This is a genomic window from Thermoplasmata archaeon (assembly GCA_038851035.1).
Lineage (GTDB): Archaea > Thermoplasmatota > DTKX01 > VGTL01 > VGTL01 > JAWCLH01.
In genome coordinates, this window is the sequence record JAWCLH010000009.1 from 1 (window position 1) to 17,136 (window position 17,136).

The window sequence follows — 17,136 nt, forward strand, 5'->3', positions numbered from 1 at the left end:
CCCACCATGAGAACCCCCGGATAGTGGATAAGTGCTCCTTGATGGATTCTGACCTCGGTACGGGCATCAGCCAGGTGAATCCCGCCTGAGTAAGCTCATCGAGGAGAGAGGCACAGAAGAAGCCCCGGTCCATGAGAACGTTATTTATGGTGGCATAATGGCTCACTTTAAGGAGCAGTCCAAGGACGATTTTCGGACGGTTGGCCAGGGCCGTTATGGGAAGGTTCGCCATGGTCAGCCGTATTCCAGGAACAACGACCTCAATAGATATCATCCGATATGCCGTCCCGGTCCCTTCATGCAGACCGCTCGGGCAGGTGAAGGGTGAGCTAGCCCTGCTCCAGGTCCTCCGCTCGTGGAGGTCGATTGCTATATCAACCCCCTTCTTCAGGAGCCGCGGAGCTTCCTGCGGGCCAGCTGTTCCTCAGAGATGCGCTGAAACAGCGCAATGACCTCCATTTCGGAGAGCTCTCCAATACGGGCATGGACAACATCAGGGGATGGGGAGTGGAGGCCCATGGCCCTGAGTTTATGTGCTGCATTCTCGATGTCCATGTTCTCGACCGCCGCGAACGCGATAACCCGGATGATTTCCCGGTTGTTGTACTCGGCATTCGGTCTTTAGGGAACCGGATTGTCCGGACCAGTTCATCGACAAGATTATGTACTACCCTGACCCTTGGGTAATTGCAGGGCTTTGCGTTCATGTTCTATCAACATCCGTAAGGCCCTGCCACGCGATTAACCTTTCTCTCGGTCGCCAGGGATTGGCCGACTAAATGGCAGTATCATCTATCAAGAGCCTGCATTGGAACTCCCTGTTAGTGGAATATGTTCATGCCGTCAAGCGCGATTTCATTATTTTCACGGTTCTGATAGTTACACCCTATCTTTTATTCCTTTCAATTGCCGGGGCGCAGTCCCATGGGGTTCATGGGGAGCTCCATTCCGTCGCGGTATATGTGATCTACTTCAGGGCGGACGAATTTCCTCCCCTGGAGAATCCCGACTCAGGCACTGTTCGGGGCGATTTCGAGTTTCATGATGACCCTGAATTAACCGGCTGGCTTTTCTGCAACGGCAGGGTTCAGTTTCTCGGGCCGTATCGGTTGAAGGACGCGGAATTCCACTACTCGACAGAATACACGCATGACCTCCACGGCGGGAACTCGGGAGTAATAAGAATCGAGGGCACGGCGGGGAAGCTGGAGACGGGGCTCTCCATACCGGCGTTTGCGCTGCTCGGGGTGCCGCCGGGGCATGCCGTCTGGTTCGTCTGGGTGAGGGTCTGGAGGGGGCGCAGACTTTCACACGGGATTCCAATGGCCGGAATGATAATTTCGTGCGGTTTTATTTCGTCCATGATGGTGTTTAACGGGATATGTTGGCTTCCAGGGTTTGTTGCAGTCATAGTAATCCTTCTTCTTTTGTTACGTTCCACCATAAAATTCGAGAGAATTCTTTCCCGCTCGCAGGACCTGAGGCTGGCACTACCCTTCACTCACGAATGCATCGTCTTCGGAATATTATCTCTGATATTTTTCATTTATTTTTTTGTCAGCCCCAATTATTATGACTACCGTGAGTACGAATTGAGCGCCGCCGTCAGTTCGGTTCTTTTTGGGTACCTGGGCATGGTCTCCGGCGCCCTCTGGACGTCCTGGGGCGTGGCCGCACGTCTCTTATTGAGAAATGCGGTGAAAGCCGATCAGGAGGCTCCGGAACCTTGAAGACTGGTTGAGTTGCTGGAGTGCTTCTGAGCAGATGGTTTTTTATTCCACCGCGCATTTAAGCATGATGGGTGGGTAGCTGAGGAAAAATTTCTGCCTTCTATGCCGGCATGAATCATTGCTCATATCGGATGCGCTGGGCCTCTGCGCTGACTGCATAAAGGGCAGGCCGGAGGAAGCCCTGCCCATCGCACTCGGGGCTCATGCGGAGAGCCGGAGGCGCTTCGGCCTCCCTCCCCACCCGCCCGGCCGCCCCCTCCCATTCACCCGCGCCCGACCCGCCGGCGGGCAGCCCGGGCCTCCCCCCGCCGCCCCCGGTCTCTCCGGTGTCTCCGGCGCTTCCGGCGTCCCCGGTGCCATGGAACCACCGTCCCATCCCGACCACGCGAGAAAAGTCCGCTGCACCCTGTGCGCCAATGAGTGCGCGATGGCGGGGGGCGAGAGGGGCTACTGCGGGCTCCGCGAGAACCGCGGCGGCCGGCTCCGCCACATCGCAGGAACCCCGATTAGGGGCATCGTGAGCGCCTATTACGACCCCCTCCCGACGAACTGCGTCGCCACCGACTTCTGCGCCGGCGGGTCTGGCGCCGGGTACCCGCGCTACGCTCACTATAATGGCCCGGAGAGGGGCTACAAAAATCTCGCCGTCTTCTACGGCGCCTGCTCCTTCGACTGCCTCTTCTGCCAGAACTGGCACTTCAGATATATGATAGAGAGGAGAGAGGCGATGAGCGCGGAGGAGCTCGCCGCGATGGTTGATGAAAAGACGTCGTGCATCTGTTATTTTGGCGGCGACCCGACGCCCCAGATGCCCCACGCCCTCGCGGCCTCCAGAATCGCTCTCGAGAGCGCAAGGGGAATTCTGCGCATATGCTGGGAGACCAACGGCTCGATGTCCCCCGCCCTACTCAAAAAGGCGGCAGAGCTCTCCCTGAGAACCGGCGGGACCATCAAGTTCGACCTGAAGGCATGGGACGAGAACCTCCACATCGCTTTATGCGGCGTCTCGAATCGCAGAACGCTAGAGAACTTCAGGACTGTGGCCAGCATGGCTGTTGAGAGGCCCGAGCCGCCGCTTCTGACCGCGAGCACCCTCCTCGTTCCCGGTTACATTGGCGTGGAGGAGGTGGACGCCCTAGCGCGCTTCATCGCCTCACTCGACCCATCCATACCCTACTCCCTCCTCGCCTTCCACCCTGACTTTGAGATGTCGGACCTCCCGACCACCTCCCGAGATGAGGCGATGGGGTGTTTGGAAGCAGCCAAGAGCCACCTGAAGAGGGTACGGGTGGGCAACCTCCACCTCCTCTCCTGAGCCGCGGCGGGACAGGAGGGGGAAAATGGTACCTACCACACTATCCATATAAACCCGGAGCCCCCAAGAGAGCATCATGGGCCAGGTGGATAGGGAGCGGAGCGGAGGGAAGGGGTGCAGGCGCATCGCCCGCGACCGGCGGGCTTCGGAGGGCTTCTTCGAGGAGCTCCCGGCCTTTCTGGTCGTTGTGGTCGGGCTGGCGATATTCTTCGTATCCATATATAGGATAGGTTCTTCCCTCGGAGAGGATGTGGAGCTCGCGCGACTCGATGGGGATTGCGAGCGACTCTATGAGGCGTTCAGGAGCTGGGCGCCCGTGCTCGAGAGGAGCCCGATTTCGCGCGAGCCCCTGACCGCCCATATTGACACCGTAAGGCTCGGCTCCCTGAACGACACGAGCCTTCGCTCCGGCCTCCACCCCGCGCACAACTTCAACATCACCGTCACGGACCTCCACACTGGACAGGTCTGGGGCTTCGGAAAGCCCGTTCCGGCAAACACAGGAGTGAGGGTCTCGGGTCCGGTGGTGGTCGTCGAGTCGAGTGGGGAGCACAACCCGGGGGAGCTCACGGTGGTGATGTGGAAATGAGGAAAATAAGAGGAGATGGGAAAGCCGTTTCGGCGCTCTTCGACGCCATCATATTCTTCATAATCCTCCTCGTCGCCACAGGTGCGATTCATCTCTCCGCCTCTCTCTCACGGTCGCAGGAGGCCGCCGGGGCTTCTTCGTCCCGCTCCGCGCGCCTCGCTTCAGAGATTCAGACCTGCGCACTGGAGTGCACGGTCGGGCCCGTGAACTGGACCTCGGACGGTGAGACGCTCGTTTTCTCGGGGACCGTTTTCGAGGGCCTTCTCGCATTGAGCGACCGGGCCCTTTGGAACTCCAGCGGGGGCCCAGCCGGGCTGGAGCGCGCGGTCAGGGAGGTCTATGACATTCTCACGCCAGATGGTTATCACTTCGCGGTCCAGCTTTTCTCTGGAGGCTCAGACATCCTTTTCATCTCCGACAGGGCGGCCTCGCCGTCCGAAGTTCCGCACCCGAGGAGCGCGTGCTCTGCGCCGCTGGAGCTGGAGGAGGAGGGGGTGTCGGTCACGCTCTACATCTGGAGGTGAAAGAATGAGTCTCTCGAGGGACCGCAAGGGAAGGGTGCCGTTCGCGCTGGTCGCGGTGGTGATACTGATATGCTCCGCAATCACGGCCGCATACATGCAGAGAGCAGCAATCGACGGCAGCGGGGGTGATGGGGAGGGGGAGGCATCCATCGAGACCTTTTTACCCTCGCTCAGGAGGGAGCTGAATCAGGGGTCGGAATGGGCGATTCAGCGCGCCCTCTGCGACCAGCTGGGCAATGCGTTGGGCGATGGATATCAATCAATATGGCGGGTGGAAGAGAGCTTCAGGAGATATTTCACCAATTCTATCCGTTCCGTGAACATCAAACAACATTTTGGGAGGGATGCGAAAGCAACAACGCTCGAGCTCGAGAGCGCCTCTGTGACGGCTACGCCCAGATCCATCAGGACCCTGAACCGGTTCGGAATGGAGGTCTGGATGAGCTGCCCCGCGGCGCTGAGGGCGAGCAGCGTGGTCAATGTCACATTCTGCAGAAGTGACGGGGTGCAGGTGAGCAAGAGACTGGACATCGTCACTGAGCTGGAATCATGGTACCCGTACGTCCTGTCGCAGGCGGCCAGGATGCGCAGGGAGTGTGCGCCCGAGGGCCTCGTCGAGCTCTTCATGCGCGAGATGTTCGGGGGGTATCTGGAGAGAGCTCTTCCGGACCTGAGGTTGAAGAGGTATCTACACCCTCGAGCCCTATTTCCCGATACTCTTGGCTATGAGATTGATGGAATGGAACTGCCCCGGGTCTTCATGGACGCACTCAATGACTCAATGTATCTCCTCGAGAGAATATTCCTCGCCACCGCCCCCGCAGGCTCTGTACAACTTCCGGATAGCTCCAACCTCTCCGCTCTTCTGCCCTATGCCCCTCTGTATCCTGAGCTGCCTCGCTCGGCGCGGCCCGGATTGACTATCGAACTCGCCAGGTATGGTCGGGACGTCTATCCTTATCTGGCGGTCAAGGGGGCCAGGCCTCTGTCCAGCTTTCATCTTGTGTCAGAGTCCGGATGGATTCTGCACCCAGAGGTGGAGTTTAAACTGCTCCGTTTCGCGGGCGAAGAGCTCGGCGTTGATCCCATTGTTTTCGAGGTGTTTGTGAACGGCCTATACGAGCTGGCCGTTGGCCCGGCAAACACCAGACAGTTCGTCCACATAGCGATACCTGTGCACCTCGATTTTCATGTGGTTCATGAAGAGAACGTGCGTGGAAAGACGAGTGAGTCGGCCGAGCACCACTGCGCGATAGAGGACATTCATACTTTTAGGGAGGAGTACAGCTATCTCTACTCCGCACCCTCGACGGTGTACGTCGACGTGTCCTGCGAGTACAGCACCCGGCTCGGCGCACTTCAGGAGGGCTTCTTGCTCGAGCTCAGCGTGGACGGCGAGCCCGCCGGTCTCTTCAGCCCGGAGGACCTGGGTCCCGAGGGCATCGAGCTCACCCGCGTCCCCTCGGGCCCGCACCAGTTCGACGTGGTTCTTAGACTCGACGGCACCGAGCCCCTGCTCGGTAGCACGACGAAAGATGTCAGAGACGGAACGAAGGTCACGGTCCCGGCGGGCGCGTCGCTCGAGAACGCGGGGCTCTGGAGGCTGATTTTCGAGTACCTCCGGGACACGCCGCCCGAGTTTAGAATGGTCAGGCTCTTCGAGCTTTTCTCCAGGCTCAGCGGGTACCCCCTGCCCTGGAACTGGCAAGGCCTCGGCGGCAACAGCTCGGGCAGCGTGGGTGGGCTTCTGGCGTGGGGGGAGGGGCTGGACAGCCACCTCTCCACACCCTCGGGGGCGGCGGCGGCCTCAAACGCCATCGGAGCGAGCTCCGCGAAGGGGATGCAGGCCTTCGTCAGAATATCGCTCGAGGTGATAAGGAGGGTTGAGCAGGCGATTGGCTCGTTAAAGCTTGACGAGGCAGGCAGGCTAGAGGCGTTCAAGGTCATGAGGGTGGGGGTGGAGTTCGGCTACGGTTCTTCTGGACAGATGGACAAGTTGACTATCAAAATTGAGGGGAATGTCTGGCAAAGGGAGCTTAGATACGAGAAAATCGGAGGGCGCTGGATTCTTGTGGATAGTAAGTCCTCGAAGGCCTGGGACGACCCGACACCTGCTGACTTGAAATCCACGGCCGTGGGAGCAATTGGCGACATTCTGGGAATCATAGTCATTGCCTTTTCATTATACACAAAATTTATCCAATATCACTCCGACAAGTGCCTGACCACCTATGAGACTCTTGACCTAGCAATGGACGCGGTGAAGCTGGGCCTGAGAATCGGCCAGCTAGTGGCGAGAATCGCCACCGCCGTGTTTAAGTCCGCCGGTTTGGTCACGGGCGCCAAGGTGGCGCTGGCCGTTATTGGAGAGATTGCGAGCGTTGTCATCGGCGCCCTCACGATAGCTCAGTGCATCCTGTCCGAGATGAACAAGTTCAGGGGCGACCCGGTCTGGCTCGAGGACCTGCTGGCCGACCCCGACCAGTCGTCCGTCTCTTTCTATCTGGCGGTCTTCACCTTCGCGGTTTCGCTCGCAAGTATGATGGCCTCCATTCTGGGCATGGCAACCGTCGCTGCCATCCTTGGCCCGGTCGGCCTTTTCCTCATGGCACTGACAATCATTGTCCTGATCATATTCAACTGGGACGCCGTCTCGAGCATGGTCACGGGGAACCTCTCCAACGAAGCAAGGGAGCAGGCCCAGAAGTCGGTCGGACGCACCCTGCGCGACACACTGGGTACCGTCGCGCTCCTGAACGGGATGCGTTCCGACGAGACGATGGCCGCCGCCAGGACAGCGCGCGGGGCCGCCCTTGCGCTCGACAGGCTCGCGGCCCTCTCCACCGACGCAAACCTGACCTTCGAGCTCCAGAACCTCTCGACGCGCACGATGGACGACTCGTGGGCGAAGCAGCACCAGGCTGTGGCGGTCAGGTCCCTCAGGTACTTCATCATCACACTCTGGAGGCAGGTGGAGGATGGCCCGGGCGCGGAAATCAAGATCACCGATAATCAATGGTCGAACAACAGACTTCTTGAGAGCGATGTTCGGGACTACCTTGAGGGCATGACCGAGGAGAAAGCGGCGAACACGACCATCTCCTTCACAATCTCAGGAACCGTCAGGACCGACGACGTGGGTGCGTGGGCGAACTCGCTCGCCAGAATCGGCGACCAGATAACGAAATGGCAGAAGAAGCTCTCCAAAGCGCAGGCGATGAGCCGGTACATCAGCGAACAGGACGGGGTCAACTACAGCAACGAGTGGGGCTACCTACAGCTCAGAATTCCCACATCTATCGTTGACGCACACTTCGTGACCAGGGCTTCGAACTACACTCTTTTCAGGTATCTGGATATGGGGGGGAAGGATGTATCCGTTTCGTCGGTCAAGACCAGCATGGCCGGAGGGCCTCCCCTGAGGGGCGTCTACGTCTCGCCCGGTAAATACATGGTCGAGTGCAAGTACACGGAGCCCGAGATAAAGCTCAAGAAACGCTCGTGGGAGCTGGAGGTCCGCTCCTTCTACTCATACGATTTCGCCGACATGAGCGTCGAGCTCCAGGTCAAGGGCGCCCCGATTTACTTAACAATAAAGAACCACTTCGTCGGGACATTCTGCCTGAGCATTCTCGTGAAAGACAAGGATGGCGCGATAAAGGGCGCCCTTTACAATTATCAGCTGTTCAACGAGACCACCTGTCCCCTAGAGAGGATATACATGGACGAGAGCTGGATACCCGGCTTCGACTTTGACGACGGGGCCAGTTCCGGGGCCAAGGAGGTCCTGAAATGGTCCATCAACATCACCGTGGGCTTCGACCCCGACGGAGACGGAGAGTTCGGGGACTGGAGCTACAGGAATGTCAGCCTCGCCTGGATTCGGGAGGAGCACATAAAAGTAATGAAGAGGCAGGACAGAAAGAGCGACGACCAGCTCGGCTATGAACTAGAGATTCTCACCTCGAACGGCAGCGGGGGGGAGAGGCTGCTCTGGAGGAAGACTGCTCCATAGTCCGTCGTCCGTCGAGTCAAACAGCGAGGCGGACCCCGGGTGCCCCGGCAGCCCATTCGCACGGAGCCCCCGTTCGGCCCGGATATCTTCTGGGGGGCCGTCGGGAGGATGGCAGCTCAGGCCCCAATCCAGACTGTGCCGACGATTTTCCGAATCGCGCTGACCGCGGAGAGCGCAGCCAGATAACTCGTCCGAGGGTTCTGGGGGGAGGGGACGTTCCGCACCTCAGTCTCGAGCACCCCGAACTCGCCCTTCAGCAGAATCTTGTGGATGTTTCTTGTTGCGGCCGGGTCGGCGATTATGCGCACCCTTGTTTTTTTGAAACCGACCCCGGCGAGGCTGAGCGTAGCCGCTACGTTGATGTTCTGAGGGAAGTGCACCACCGCATCCTCGGCCGTGCCCTCGTATATCACCGTGGCCTTCTTAATTCCATCTAGGTCAATTTTTCTATCGACTACGTACTGGTTGTTCCTGAACGCGTTGGGGTGCTTTATCGTGACGAGCGTCGCCCTCTCAACCCGGGCCGCTGAGCCTGCCGAGACCCCATCGATGCCCGCGACCGCTCCGGAGGGAATGTAGATCTTGCGGTGGCGGGCCTTCGCCAGCCTCTCGATTCTCCTCCTAAATACTGGGTCGACCAGCGCCCCAACGCTCATTATGACCACGCTCTTGCCCTTCTCGAGCGCCATTGGGACATACTCCTTGACCGCCTGCTGGGAGGCGGCCTCGATGACGAGGTCGGACCTCTCGATTATCTCCTCGATATCATTAAGCACCCTGCCCTTTTTCAAGCTGCGCGCGAGGTGGTTCTTGAGTCTGCGCGAGCGGTCATAGAGATATATCGCCTCGACCTCGGGGATATCTTCGACCCTCTGGGCGATTGTCGAGCCGATTGCGCCGCACCCGATGAGGGCGAGCCGGACCATGGTCGCGCTATCCCACTGGGAATATAAAATGTTTGGCGCCTGCGGGAGGGGGTTTCGTAGGGCGGCGCGATCTCAGGGGGCCCCGGAGGTGGCCGGGGCAATCGCACCTCTCGATAGCGGGGGGCGCCAGGGGCCACCGTACGCGGACACCGCGTATTTAATTATCCCCCCGCCCATCCCCCCACCTGCCGGGGTGAGCAGAGCGGAGCCAAGAACGAGAATTCTGAGGTTCGACTCCCTTGAGTCAACGAACAAGAAAGCGCGGGAACTCGCGGAGGCCGGGGAGCCCGAGGGCACCGTGGTGGTGGCGCGAACCCAGACCGGGGGCCGGGGACGCTTGGGGCGCGCCTGGGTCTCGCCGCCGGGGGGCCTATGGTTCTCTGTGGTTCTTAAACCACGGGTTCCCCCCGCTCAAGTCCCGGTGCTCGGCCTGCTGACAGGGGTCGCGGTCGCGAGGGCGCTTAAGGGGCTCTACAGGCTGGAGTCCCGCCTCAAATGGCCCAACGACGTTCTAATTCAAGGAAAGAAGGTCTGCGGGGTCCTGACCGAACTCTCCGTCCGCGGAGAGATATTGGATCATGTCATTGTCGGCGTCGGGATCAACGCCTCCTTCCCCTTAGCCCTCCTCCCCAGTGAGCTCTGGACCCGCGCAACAACGATTCAGGAGTTGCTCGGTCGAACTATCGAGCTCGAGCCCCTGCTATACAGGGTTGTTGAGGAGCTGGACAAAAGGTATCTGGAATTCGTAGGAGGGAAAACGGGAGGCATTCTGGAAGAGTGGCGCGCCCTCTCGGAGACTCTGGGTAGGAAGGTACGTGTCGATACGCTCGAAGAGGTAGTCGAGGGGCTGGCGGAGGAAATAGACGCGAGCGGCGCGCTCTTGATAAGGACGGCGAAGGGCCCAGTGAGGGTTATCGCTGGGGACTGCGTGCATCTTGAGTAAGGTGGGAGCCCCAACAGCATCACTCCTCACCCCGGTCTCTGCCCCCGGTCGTTGGGGAGTAGGTACTCACAGAGGCGATGTGGGGGACTGGTTGATGGGGCCGGTGAGGAAAATACCACCTTCAGCCAGAAGCTTTACCCACGCCCGGCAAAACAGCCCTTGACACCCCGGCGGCCGCGAGCGCCTTCGCGATGTCAACGCCGATGAATGGAGCAATCCCGAGCGCGAACGCCTGAGGGGGAGGCCAACCCAGAGCGAAGACCAGACTGAAGAAAGCGGTCAGATATATGAGCAAAACACCAGCGAGCATTGCAAGGAGTATTCCACTGCTACTCCTACCCCAGGCCGTTCCGTCCACAATCCATCCAATCGCGAAGGCCGCCAGAACGAAGCCAATCAGGTAGCCGCCGGTGGCTCCGGCGATGACTTCCGCTCCGCCCCTCCAGCCTGCGAAAACCGGGAGTCCAAACGCTCCGAGAGCGAGATAGATCAACATGCTCACTCCGCCGTAGTATCTCCCCAGCAGCGCCCCTGCCATCAGGACCGTCATAACCTGAAGGGTGAAGGGCACCGGCGTGAGAGGGGTGTAGACCCTGACCTGCGCCGCGAGCGCGGTCAAGAGGGCGAAGCCGAGCGAGAGTAGGAGCCTGTGCTCCACCCCGAGGGAGTTCCTCCACTCGAGCGCCTGAAGCCTCCTGCGCCTATACGCCTCCGCAAAGCCACATGCATCCATTTTTCCACCATCTCCATCTGAAATTCACACTGGCCCAGCATCAGCTCGCGCGGGTCTGACCTCCTCAGCCTCCTTTCTCCTCCCTGCTCTGGCCTTGCTGGGCTGTGATGCCAGCCATCACCGCACTCATCGCGGCGGATATTGCCGCCACCTTCTGCTCCTGAGCTGCGCCTTTTCTAGTCCTCACGTACTCCTGAACCTGCGTCAGGATATTCTCTTTCTCGATAAAGTTGGTGTTGTAGCAGCCGGCGAGGAAATTGGGGTTGTTCAGCACCACCTCATGGAAGGGTATATTCGTCTTAACACCGGTGATCTGGAACTCCCAGAGCGCACGCCTCATCCTCCGGATGCACTCCTCCCGGTTTCTGCCCCACGCACACAGCTTAGCGATCAGCGAGTCATAGAACGGGGGAATGGTGAAGCCGCTGTAGACCCCGCTGTCGACCCGTATTCCGATGCCGCCCGGCTCGGCGTACTTGAATATCTTCCCCGGCGCTGGAAGGAAGTTGTTCAGGGGGTCCTCGGCGTTGATTCTGCATTCCATCGCCGCCCCTCTTCCCACGACGTCCTCCTGTTTGTATTGGAGCTCCAGCCCCGATGCGACCCTTATCTGCTCCTTGACCAAATCTATGCCCGTTATCAGCTCGGTTATCGGGTGCTCGACCTGAAGACGCGTGTTAACCTCTAGGAAATAGAAATTCCCCTTCGAGAACATGAACTCAACAGTGCCGGCGTTCGTGTAGTTCACCGCCCTCGCCGCCGTGACCGCGGCCTTGCCCATTTTCTCTCGAATCTCGGGCGTCACCGCGCATGATGGGGTCTCCTCAATTAGCTTCTGATGCCTCCTCTGGACAGAGCACTCGCGCTCGTTAACGTGGATCGTGTTCCCCTTCTTGTCCGCGATTATCTGGAACTCGATGTGCCTGGGTTCCTCTAGATACTTCTCCAAAAGCACCTTCGGGTTGCCGAAGGACGAGAGGGCGATTCTTTGCGTCGCTTCAATTGCTCCGGGGAGGTCTTCTTTTTTGTGCACGATTCTCATACCTATTCCGCCGCCCCCGGCCGAGGCCTTAAGAATCACGGGGAACCCGACGCTCTCCGCGATGTCCATCGCCGCTTTTATGTCGTCTATTCCATCGGGCGTGCCGGGGACCACCGGGACCCCCTTGGACCTCATCGTGTTCTTAGATATCGCCTTGTCGCCAAGGGCCAGAATCGCCTCTGCTGTCGGGCCTATGAACTCTATGCCGTTCTTTTTGCAGAGGGCTGAGAACTCAGGATTCTCAGCGAGGAAGCCGTAACCGGGATGTATCCCCTCGGCGCCGGTCTTGAGGGCGATATCAATTATTTTGTCCATCTTCAGATAGCTCTCGCGCGCGGGAGGGGGGCCGAGGAGGTGGGCTTCATCTGCATAGCGGACGAATAAGGCGGTCTGGTCGGCCTCAGAATAAACCGCCACCGTGGCGATGCCGAGCTCCTTGCATGCCCTCATCACACGTATCGCTATCTCGCCTCTGTTCGCGACGAGAATCTTGTTCAGGAGACCGTCCTCCCTCGGCAAGTCCTCACCACCCTCCCCTCGTCACACCCGGCCCTCCTCTTCTCCCAACGCCCTCACTCGGCCCTCATGATTACGTCGCCGACGGAGACCTGCTGGCCCTCTTTAACGTAAATCTCTTTGATTGTGCCCCCGACGTCGGCCTTAATCTCCTGCTCCATCTTCATAGCTTCGATTATCCCGACAGTGTCGCCCTTGTTGACGCGGTCCCCGACCTTCACCTTGAGCTTAATTATCATTCCCTGGAGGCTCGTGGTTATTGCGCCGGGCGTGTTCTCCCGGGTCCTCTTCACCGGCCCGGCGGCGGCCGGCCCGCAACTGCCCGCAACAATGAAGCCGCCCTTGGGCGTGACCTTGACCTCAAAGGGCTCCCCGTCCACCTCGACCTCGAACTCCGTGGGCAGCGCTGGCTGGGCCGCCACCCTGCGCGCCTCGGGAGGCTCCAGCTCCAGCCAGAGCTTGTTCGGGTCCTTGATTTCAGGAAAGAATGACTTTACGAAGGTCCGGGTCAAGGGGTGGTTCCATGGCAGGGGCAGTTCCTTCGATGTGAACTCTGCCTTCGCCTCCCCCTTCAGGAACTTCAGCCCCACTTGGGGGTATATTGCGTAGGTCAGGACGTCCTCGTCCCTCCGGTAGAGGCCCATCTCCTTGAGCTCCGCCTTCCTCTTCTCAAACTCCGGGGGCAGCAGGTCCGCGGGCCTGCACTCCACGAGCTTGCTCTTCCAGTCCTTGCCCAGCACGAGCTCGTATATCTCCTTCTTGATTGGCGCCGGAGGCCTTCCATACATCCCCCTGACATACTCCACCGTCTCGTGAGGAATCTTTTTGTACCTTCCGAAAAGGACGTTGAAGACCGCCTGAACGCCCACAATCTGCGAGGTGGGCGTCACCAGGGGCGGGTGGCCGAGCTCCTCCTTAACTCTCGGCACCTCCCTGAGGACTTCCTCATACTTATCCATCGCCTGCTGTTGCTCCAGCTGGGCGACTAGGTTGGAGAGCATCCCACCGGGAATCTGGTGCACCGTGACCGATGGGTCGATCCTGATCGCCTCGATTCTCTGGAGGTGCCTGTACTTCCTCCATATTTCCTTGAAGTATTCCCTTATCTCCATCAGTAGCTTCAGGTCATAGCCAGTGTCATAGGGGGTTCCCTTCAGGGCCGCCACGATAGACTCCGCCGGCAGCTGGCCCGTGCCACCGCTGAGCGGGGATATGGCGACGTCGATTATCTCTGCTCCAGCCTGAATCGCTCGCATGGCTGCCATTGCGCCCATGCCCGATGTCATGTGGGTGTGAAGGTCCATCGGCCGCTTCCCGCCTGCGTCATAGTAGCCCTTGATGATTTTGTAGGCATCTTCAGGGAATATCATGCCCGCCATGTCCTTGATGCAAAGTGTGTCGGCGCCCATTTTCTCAAGCTCGAGGAAGTCATTGACGAACTTCTCGACCGTGTGAACCGGTGAGATCGTGTAGCAGAGGCAGGCCTGGACATGGCCACCGGCCTCTTTAGCGGCCTTTATTGGCACCTTCATGTTGCGCAGGTCGTTGAGGGCGTCGAAGATGCGGAAGTAGTCCACGCCATTTTTCTTTGCAAGCTGGATGAACTTTATGACTATGTCGTCCGGGAAGTTGTGGTAGGCAACAACGTTCATCGCCCTCTCAAGCATCTGAAGTGGCGTGTTCGGCATCGCCTCCTTGAGCGCTCTCAGCCTGTCCCAGGGGTCCTCGTTCAGGAACCTTATTGGGACGTCAAATGTCGCTCCTCCCCAAACCTCCATCGAGAACCAGCCGACCTGGTCCATCTTCGGGGCGATGGGCAGCATATCCTCCGTCCGCAAGCGTGTTGCCAGAATCGACTGGTGTGCGTCGCGGAACGTCTGGTCGTGAAGCTTCACCACGGAGACACCCTCTTCCTGGACCGGGGCCCCGCGCGCGCCGCAGCCACCGGTGCTCCGGGGTCCCTCCCGACAGCCCTGCATTATATATGCTCTATTTAATTATTTCATGTTATATGCTCACACATATCCTATATAGTATCCGTATGCCCACCGTACGTTCCGCTCATCCCATCTCTCTTCCGAGCCTCTTCTCTCTACTCCATCCTTCGCTTCCGGCGAGCGGAACGAAAGCTTAAGTCCATCCACCTCCATCCACCACACGTGGTGGTGATGTTCCGCGCCGAGGTTCGCGTCAGCTTGAAAAAGGGGGTGGCGGATCCGGAGGGCCAGAACACGAAGAAGGCCCTAGAGTTGCTCGGCTTCAGGGAGGTCGGCGAGGTCCGGACAGAAAAGCTGTTCGTCATTCTTCTCGAGGGGGAGGACGAGGCCGTGGCCCGTGCGAGGGTGGAAGATATGTGTCGCAAGCTCTTGGTCAACCCCGTGATTCACAACTTCCACATAAACATACTAAGAGAGTGAGAGCACATGCAAGGTGGTCCAGGCCGCCTTTTTAAAAAGAGAGATCTGCCGTTCCCCCTTTATGATATTGACCTCAGGAGCGCCACTGATGAAGAGCTCGAGGCCCTCAGCCGAGAGACCGGGGTCGGCCTGAGCCTCGAGGAGATGAGGCGGATTGCGGACTACTTTGTGGCGAAGGGCCGGAACCCCACAGACGTGGAACTCCAGTCGCTGGGGCAGGCCTGGTCCGAGCACTGCTGCTACAAGAGCTCCAAGCCCTTCCTGAGGAAGCACATTTTCCCTATCACCTCCGAAGCCGTGCTGGCTAGGGGCGACGCGGGCGTGGTAGCGCTGGACGACGAGTGGGCCTGCGCCCTGAGAATCGAGTCCCACAACCACCCATCGGCAGTCGAGCCCTACGGCGGCGCGGCAACAGGAATTGGGGGGATAGTGAGGGACGTGCTCTGCATGGGCGCCCAGCCCGTCGCCCTGATAGACCCCCTATTCTTCGGCAGGCTCGACATGCCCCATGAGAGCGTTCCCCCTGGTGTAAAGCATCCTAAGTACCTTCTTGCGGGGGTGGTAGCGGGCATCCGTGATTACGGCAACAGAATCGGTATTCCGACAGTGGCCGGGAGCGTGTTCTTCCACGAGGGGTACGCCGGGAACTGCCTCGTGAATGTCGGTTGTGTGGGCATCGTCAGGAGGGACCGAATTCTCAGGAACAGCGTCGGAGGGCCAGGTGACCTCTTCGTCCTCGTCGGTGGAAGGACCGGACGTGACGGCATCCACGGCGTCACTTTCGCCTCGAAAATCATCACCGACAAGACCGACCAGGAATCCAGAGGAGCGGTTCAGCTCGGCGACCCGATAATGAAGGAGCCGGTGATTCATGCCTGCCTCGAAATAAACGAGAGGGGGCTGCTGAGGGGGATGAAGGACCTCGGTGGCGGGGGGCTCTCGTGTGTCGTGGGAGAGATGGCTCTGAGCGGGGGCTGCGGCGCGGAGATTCAGCTCGACCGGGTACCACTGAAAGAGGAGGGGTTGGCCCCGTGGGAGATATGGGTCTCGGAATCGCAGGAGAGGATGATGCTCGCGGTCAGGCCGGAGGACGCGGACGAGGTCCTCCGCATCGCGAGGAAATGGGACGTACCGGCGACTGTCGTTGGGAGAGCCATTCCGGAGAAGGTGTGCAGACTTTTCTATCAGGGGGTGAAGGTCTTCGAGATGGACCTGGAGTTCCTGACCGCCGGGCCGGAGTATTGCAGGCCAGTCCGGAGGCCACGGAGGCCAGCGGGGAGCGCGGCTGAAAGGAGACCCTCTGGCTATAATAGCCCCGGCGAGGCCCTGCTCGCCCTCTTGTCCGAGCCAAATATCGCCTGCAAGGACTGGGTCATCCGCACATACGACCACGAAGTGAGGGGCAACACCATTCTCAAGCCGCTACAGGGAAAGGTGGGCAGCGAGGGCCACGGCGACGCTTCGGTGATTAGGGTTGCAGAGGACAGCTATATGGGCATTGCGATTGCTGTCGCCTCGAACCCGCTCGCCTCGATTATTGACCCGTACCGGGGCGGAAAACTGATAATCGACGAGATGTGCCGGAACCTCGCGGCCGTGGGCGCTAGACCGCTCGCAATGACCAACTGCCTGAACTTCGGGAGCCCTGAGATTCCGGAGAGGCTATGGGAGCTCGGGGAGGTGGTCAGGGGGATGGGCGAGGCCGCAGCCGGGGCCGGGGTGGCAATTCCCTCAGGCAACGTCAGTCTCTACAACGAGACTACCCAGAGTTCAGTGCCCCCGACCGCCGTGGCTCTCGGAGTAGGAATCATCGGGGACTTTCGTAGATGCGTTACCTCTGACGCAAAACGCTCCGGGAACGCCGTTTATCTCCTCGGAAAAACGAAGCCGGAGATGGGTGGGAGCGCCCTTTACTACAGGTTCGGCGGGCAAAGCATCCGGGTCCCGGACACCGAACCTCGCCTGACCCGCAGGGCGGTCGGGGCGCTGGTATCCTGCATCGAAGAGGGCTTGCTTGAATCGTGCCACGACGTATCTGATGGAGGCATGGCGGTAGCGCTGGCCGAGATGTGCATCGGGGGTGAGCTGGGAGCGCAGGTTGATATATCGCGGCTGCCCTCGATGCCCCCAGAAGCCGCCCTTTTCTCGGAGAGCCCGACGCGCTGGCTCCTGGAGGTCAAGGAGAGCAACAGAAGGAGGGTAGAGCGGAGGCTGGAGCGGCTAGGGCTTCGCAGGCTGGGGAAATTCGGGGGTGGAGAGCTCGTTATCCGGAAGGGAGGGAAGGAGCTGCTCAGGCTTTCTCTGAGAGAGTTGAGCGAGGCGTGGCGCAGGCCTCTTTGGAGTCTCATGGGCTGATGGAAATCCCCTAGAGCGGAAGCAACCGACG

14 protein-coding genes are annotated in these 17,136 nt (G+C 59.7%); 8 read left to right on the top strand and 6 right to left on the bottom strand.

The window, feature by feature from the left end; translation table 11 throughout:
* The coding region (locus QW379_04230; GenBank protein MEM2869613.1) for a hypothetical protein at positions 1-274 on the bottom strand (274 nt) is incomplete at its 3' end.
* A gap of 113 nt (positions 275-387) precedes the next feature.
* The gene (locus QW379_04235) at positions 388-555 is read right to left on the bottom strand and encodes a hypothetical protein (protein MEM2869614.1); all 168 of its coding nucleotides are present in this window, start codon (positions 553-555) and stop codon (positions 388-390) included.
* A 224-nt stretch (positions 556-779) separates the two neighbouring features.
* Between QW379_04235 and QW379_04240 the strand changes: the two genes are divergently transcribed.
* The 5 genes from QW379_04240 to QW379_04260 all read left to right on the top strand — a co-directional run bounded on the left by QW379_04240 (position 780) and on the right by QW379_04260 (position 8,173).
* Positions 780-1,730 carry a hypothetical protein gene (locus QW379_04240; protein ID MEM2869615.1) on the top strand — a complete coding sequence of 317 codons (951 nt, stop codon included), beginning with the start codon at positions 780-782 and terminating at the stop codon, positions 1,728-1,730.
* A gap of 118 nt (positions 1,731-1,848) precedes the next feature.
* On the top strand, positions 1,849-3,045 hold the full coding sequence (locus QW379_04245) for a radical SAM protein (GenBank protein MEM2869616.1): 1,197 nt from the start codon (positions 1,849-1,851) through the stop codon (positions 3,043-3,045).
* A gap of 76 nt (positions 3,046-3,121) precedes the next feature.
* Entirely contained in the window at positions 3,122-3,634 is a 513-nt protein-coding gene (locus tag QW379_04250) for a hypothetical protein (protein MEM2869617.1), read from the top strand.
* A complete protein-coding gene (locus QW379_04255; GenBank protein MEM2869618.1) occupies positions 3,631-4,158 on the top strand; it encodes a hypothetical protein in 528 nt (175 codons plus the stop codon). The genes QW379_04250 and QW379_04255 overlap by 4 nt, the downstream gene beginning before the upstream one ends.
* Before the next feature lie 4 nt (positions 4,159-4,162).
* The gene (locus tag QW379_04260) at positions 4,163-8,173 is read left to right on the top strand and encodes a hypothetical protein (GenBank protein ID MEM2869619.1); all 4,011 of its coding nucleotides are present in this window, start codon (positions 4,163-4,165) and stop codon (positions 8,171-8,173) included.
* 116 nt (positions 8,174-8,289) lie between these two features.
* On the opposite strand, the gene QW379_04265 is transcribed toward QW379_04260, so the two are convergent.
* Positions 8,290-9,099 (bottom strand): aspartate dehydrogenase, encoded by an 810-nt coding sequence (locus QW379_04265; protein MEM2869620.1) that lies wholly within the window; start codon positions 9,097-9,099, stop codon positions 8,290-8,292.
* A gap of 193 nt (positions 9,100-9,292) precedes the next feature.
* On the opposite strand from QW379_04265, the gene QW379_04270 reads away from it, so the two are divergent.
* A complete protein-coding gene (locus tag QW379_04270) occupies positions 9,293-10,042 on the top strand; it encodes a biotin--[acetyl-CoA-carboxylase] ligase (protein ID MEM2869621.1) in 750 nt (249 codons plus the stop codon).
* Between the two features lie 121 nt (positions 10,043-10,163).
* Here the strand turns inward: QW379_04270 and QW379_04275 are convergent, their stop codons facing one another.
* The 3 genes from QW379_04275 to QW379_04285 all read right to left on the bottom strand — a co-directional run bounded on the left by QW379_04275 (position 10,164) and on the right by QW379_04285 (position 14,231).
* Positions 10,164-10,775, bottom strand: coding sequence for a biotin transporter BioY (locus QW379_04275; GenBank protein ID MEM2869622.1), 612 nt, complete (start codon positions 10,773-10,775; stop codon positions 10,164-10,166).
* A gap of 64 nt (positions 10,776-10,839) precedes the next feature.
* Positions 10,840-12,336: an acetyl-CoA carboxylase biotin carboxylase subunit gene (locus tag QW379_04280; GenBank protein ID MEM2869623.1), complete on the bottom strand. Its 1,497-nt coding sequence runs from the start codon at positions 12,334-12,336 to the stop codon at positions 10,840-10,842.
* A gap of 53 nt (positions 12,337-12,389) precedes the next feature.
* A complete protein-coding gene (locus tag QW379_04285) occupies positions 12,390-14,231 on the bottom strand; it encodes a pyruvate/oxaloacetate carboxyltransferase (protein ID MEM2869624.1) in 1,842 nt (613 codons plus the stop codon).
* A 270-nt stretch (positions 14,232-14,501) separates the two neighbouring features.
* On the opposite strand from QW379_04285, the gene purS reads away from it, so the two are divergent.
* Positions 14,502-14,750 carry a phosphoribosylformylglycinamidine synthase subunit PurS gene (purS, locus tag QW379_04290; protein ID MEM2869625.1) on the top strand — a complete coding sequence of 83 codons (249 nt, stop codon included), beginning with the start codon at positions 14,502-14,504 and terminating at the stop codon, positions 14,748-14,750.
* Positions 14,751-14,756: 6 nt separating this feature from the next.
* The gene (gene purL, locus QW379_04295; protein ID MEM2869626.1) at positions 14,757-17,105 is read left to right on the top strand and encodes a phosphoribosylformylglycinamidine synthase subunit PurL; all 2,349 of its coding nucleotides are present in this window, start codon (positions 14,757-14,759) and stop codon (positions 17,103-17,105) included.
* Positions 17,106-17,136 lie beyond the last annotated feature (31 nt).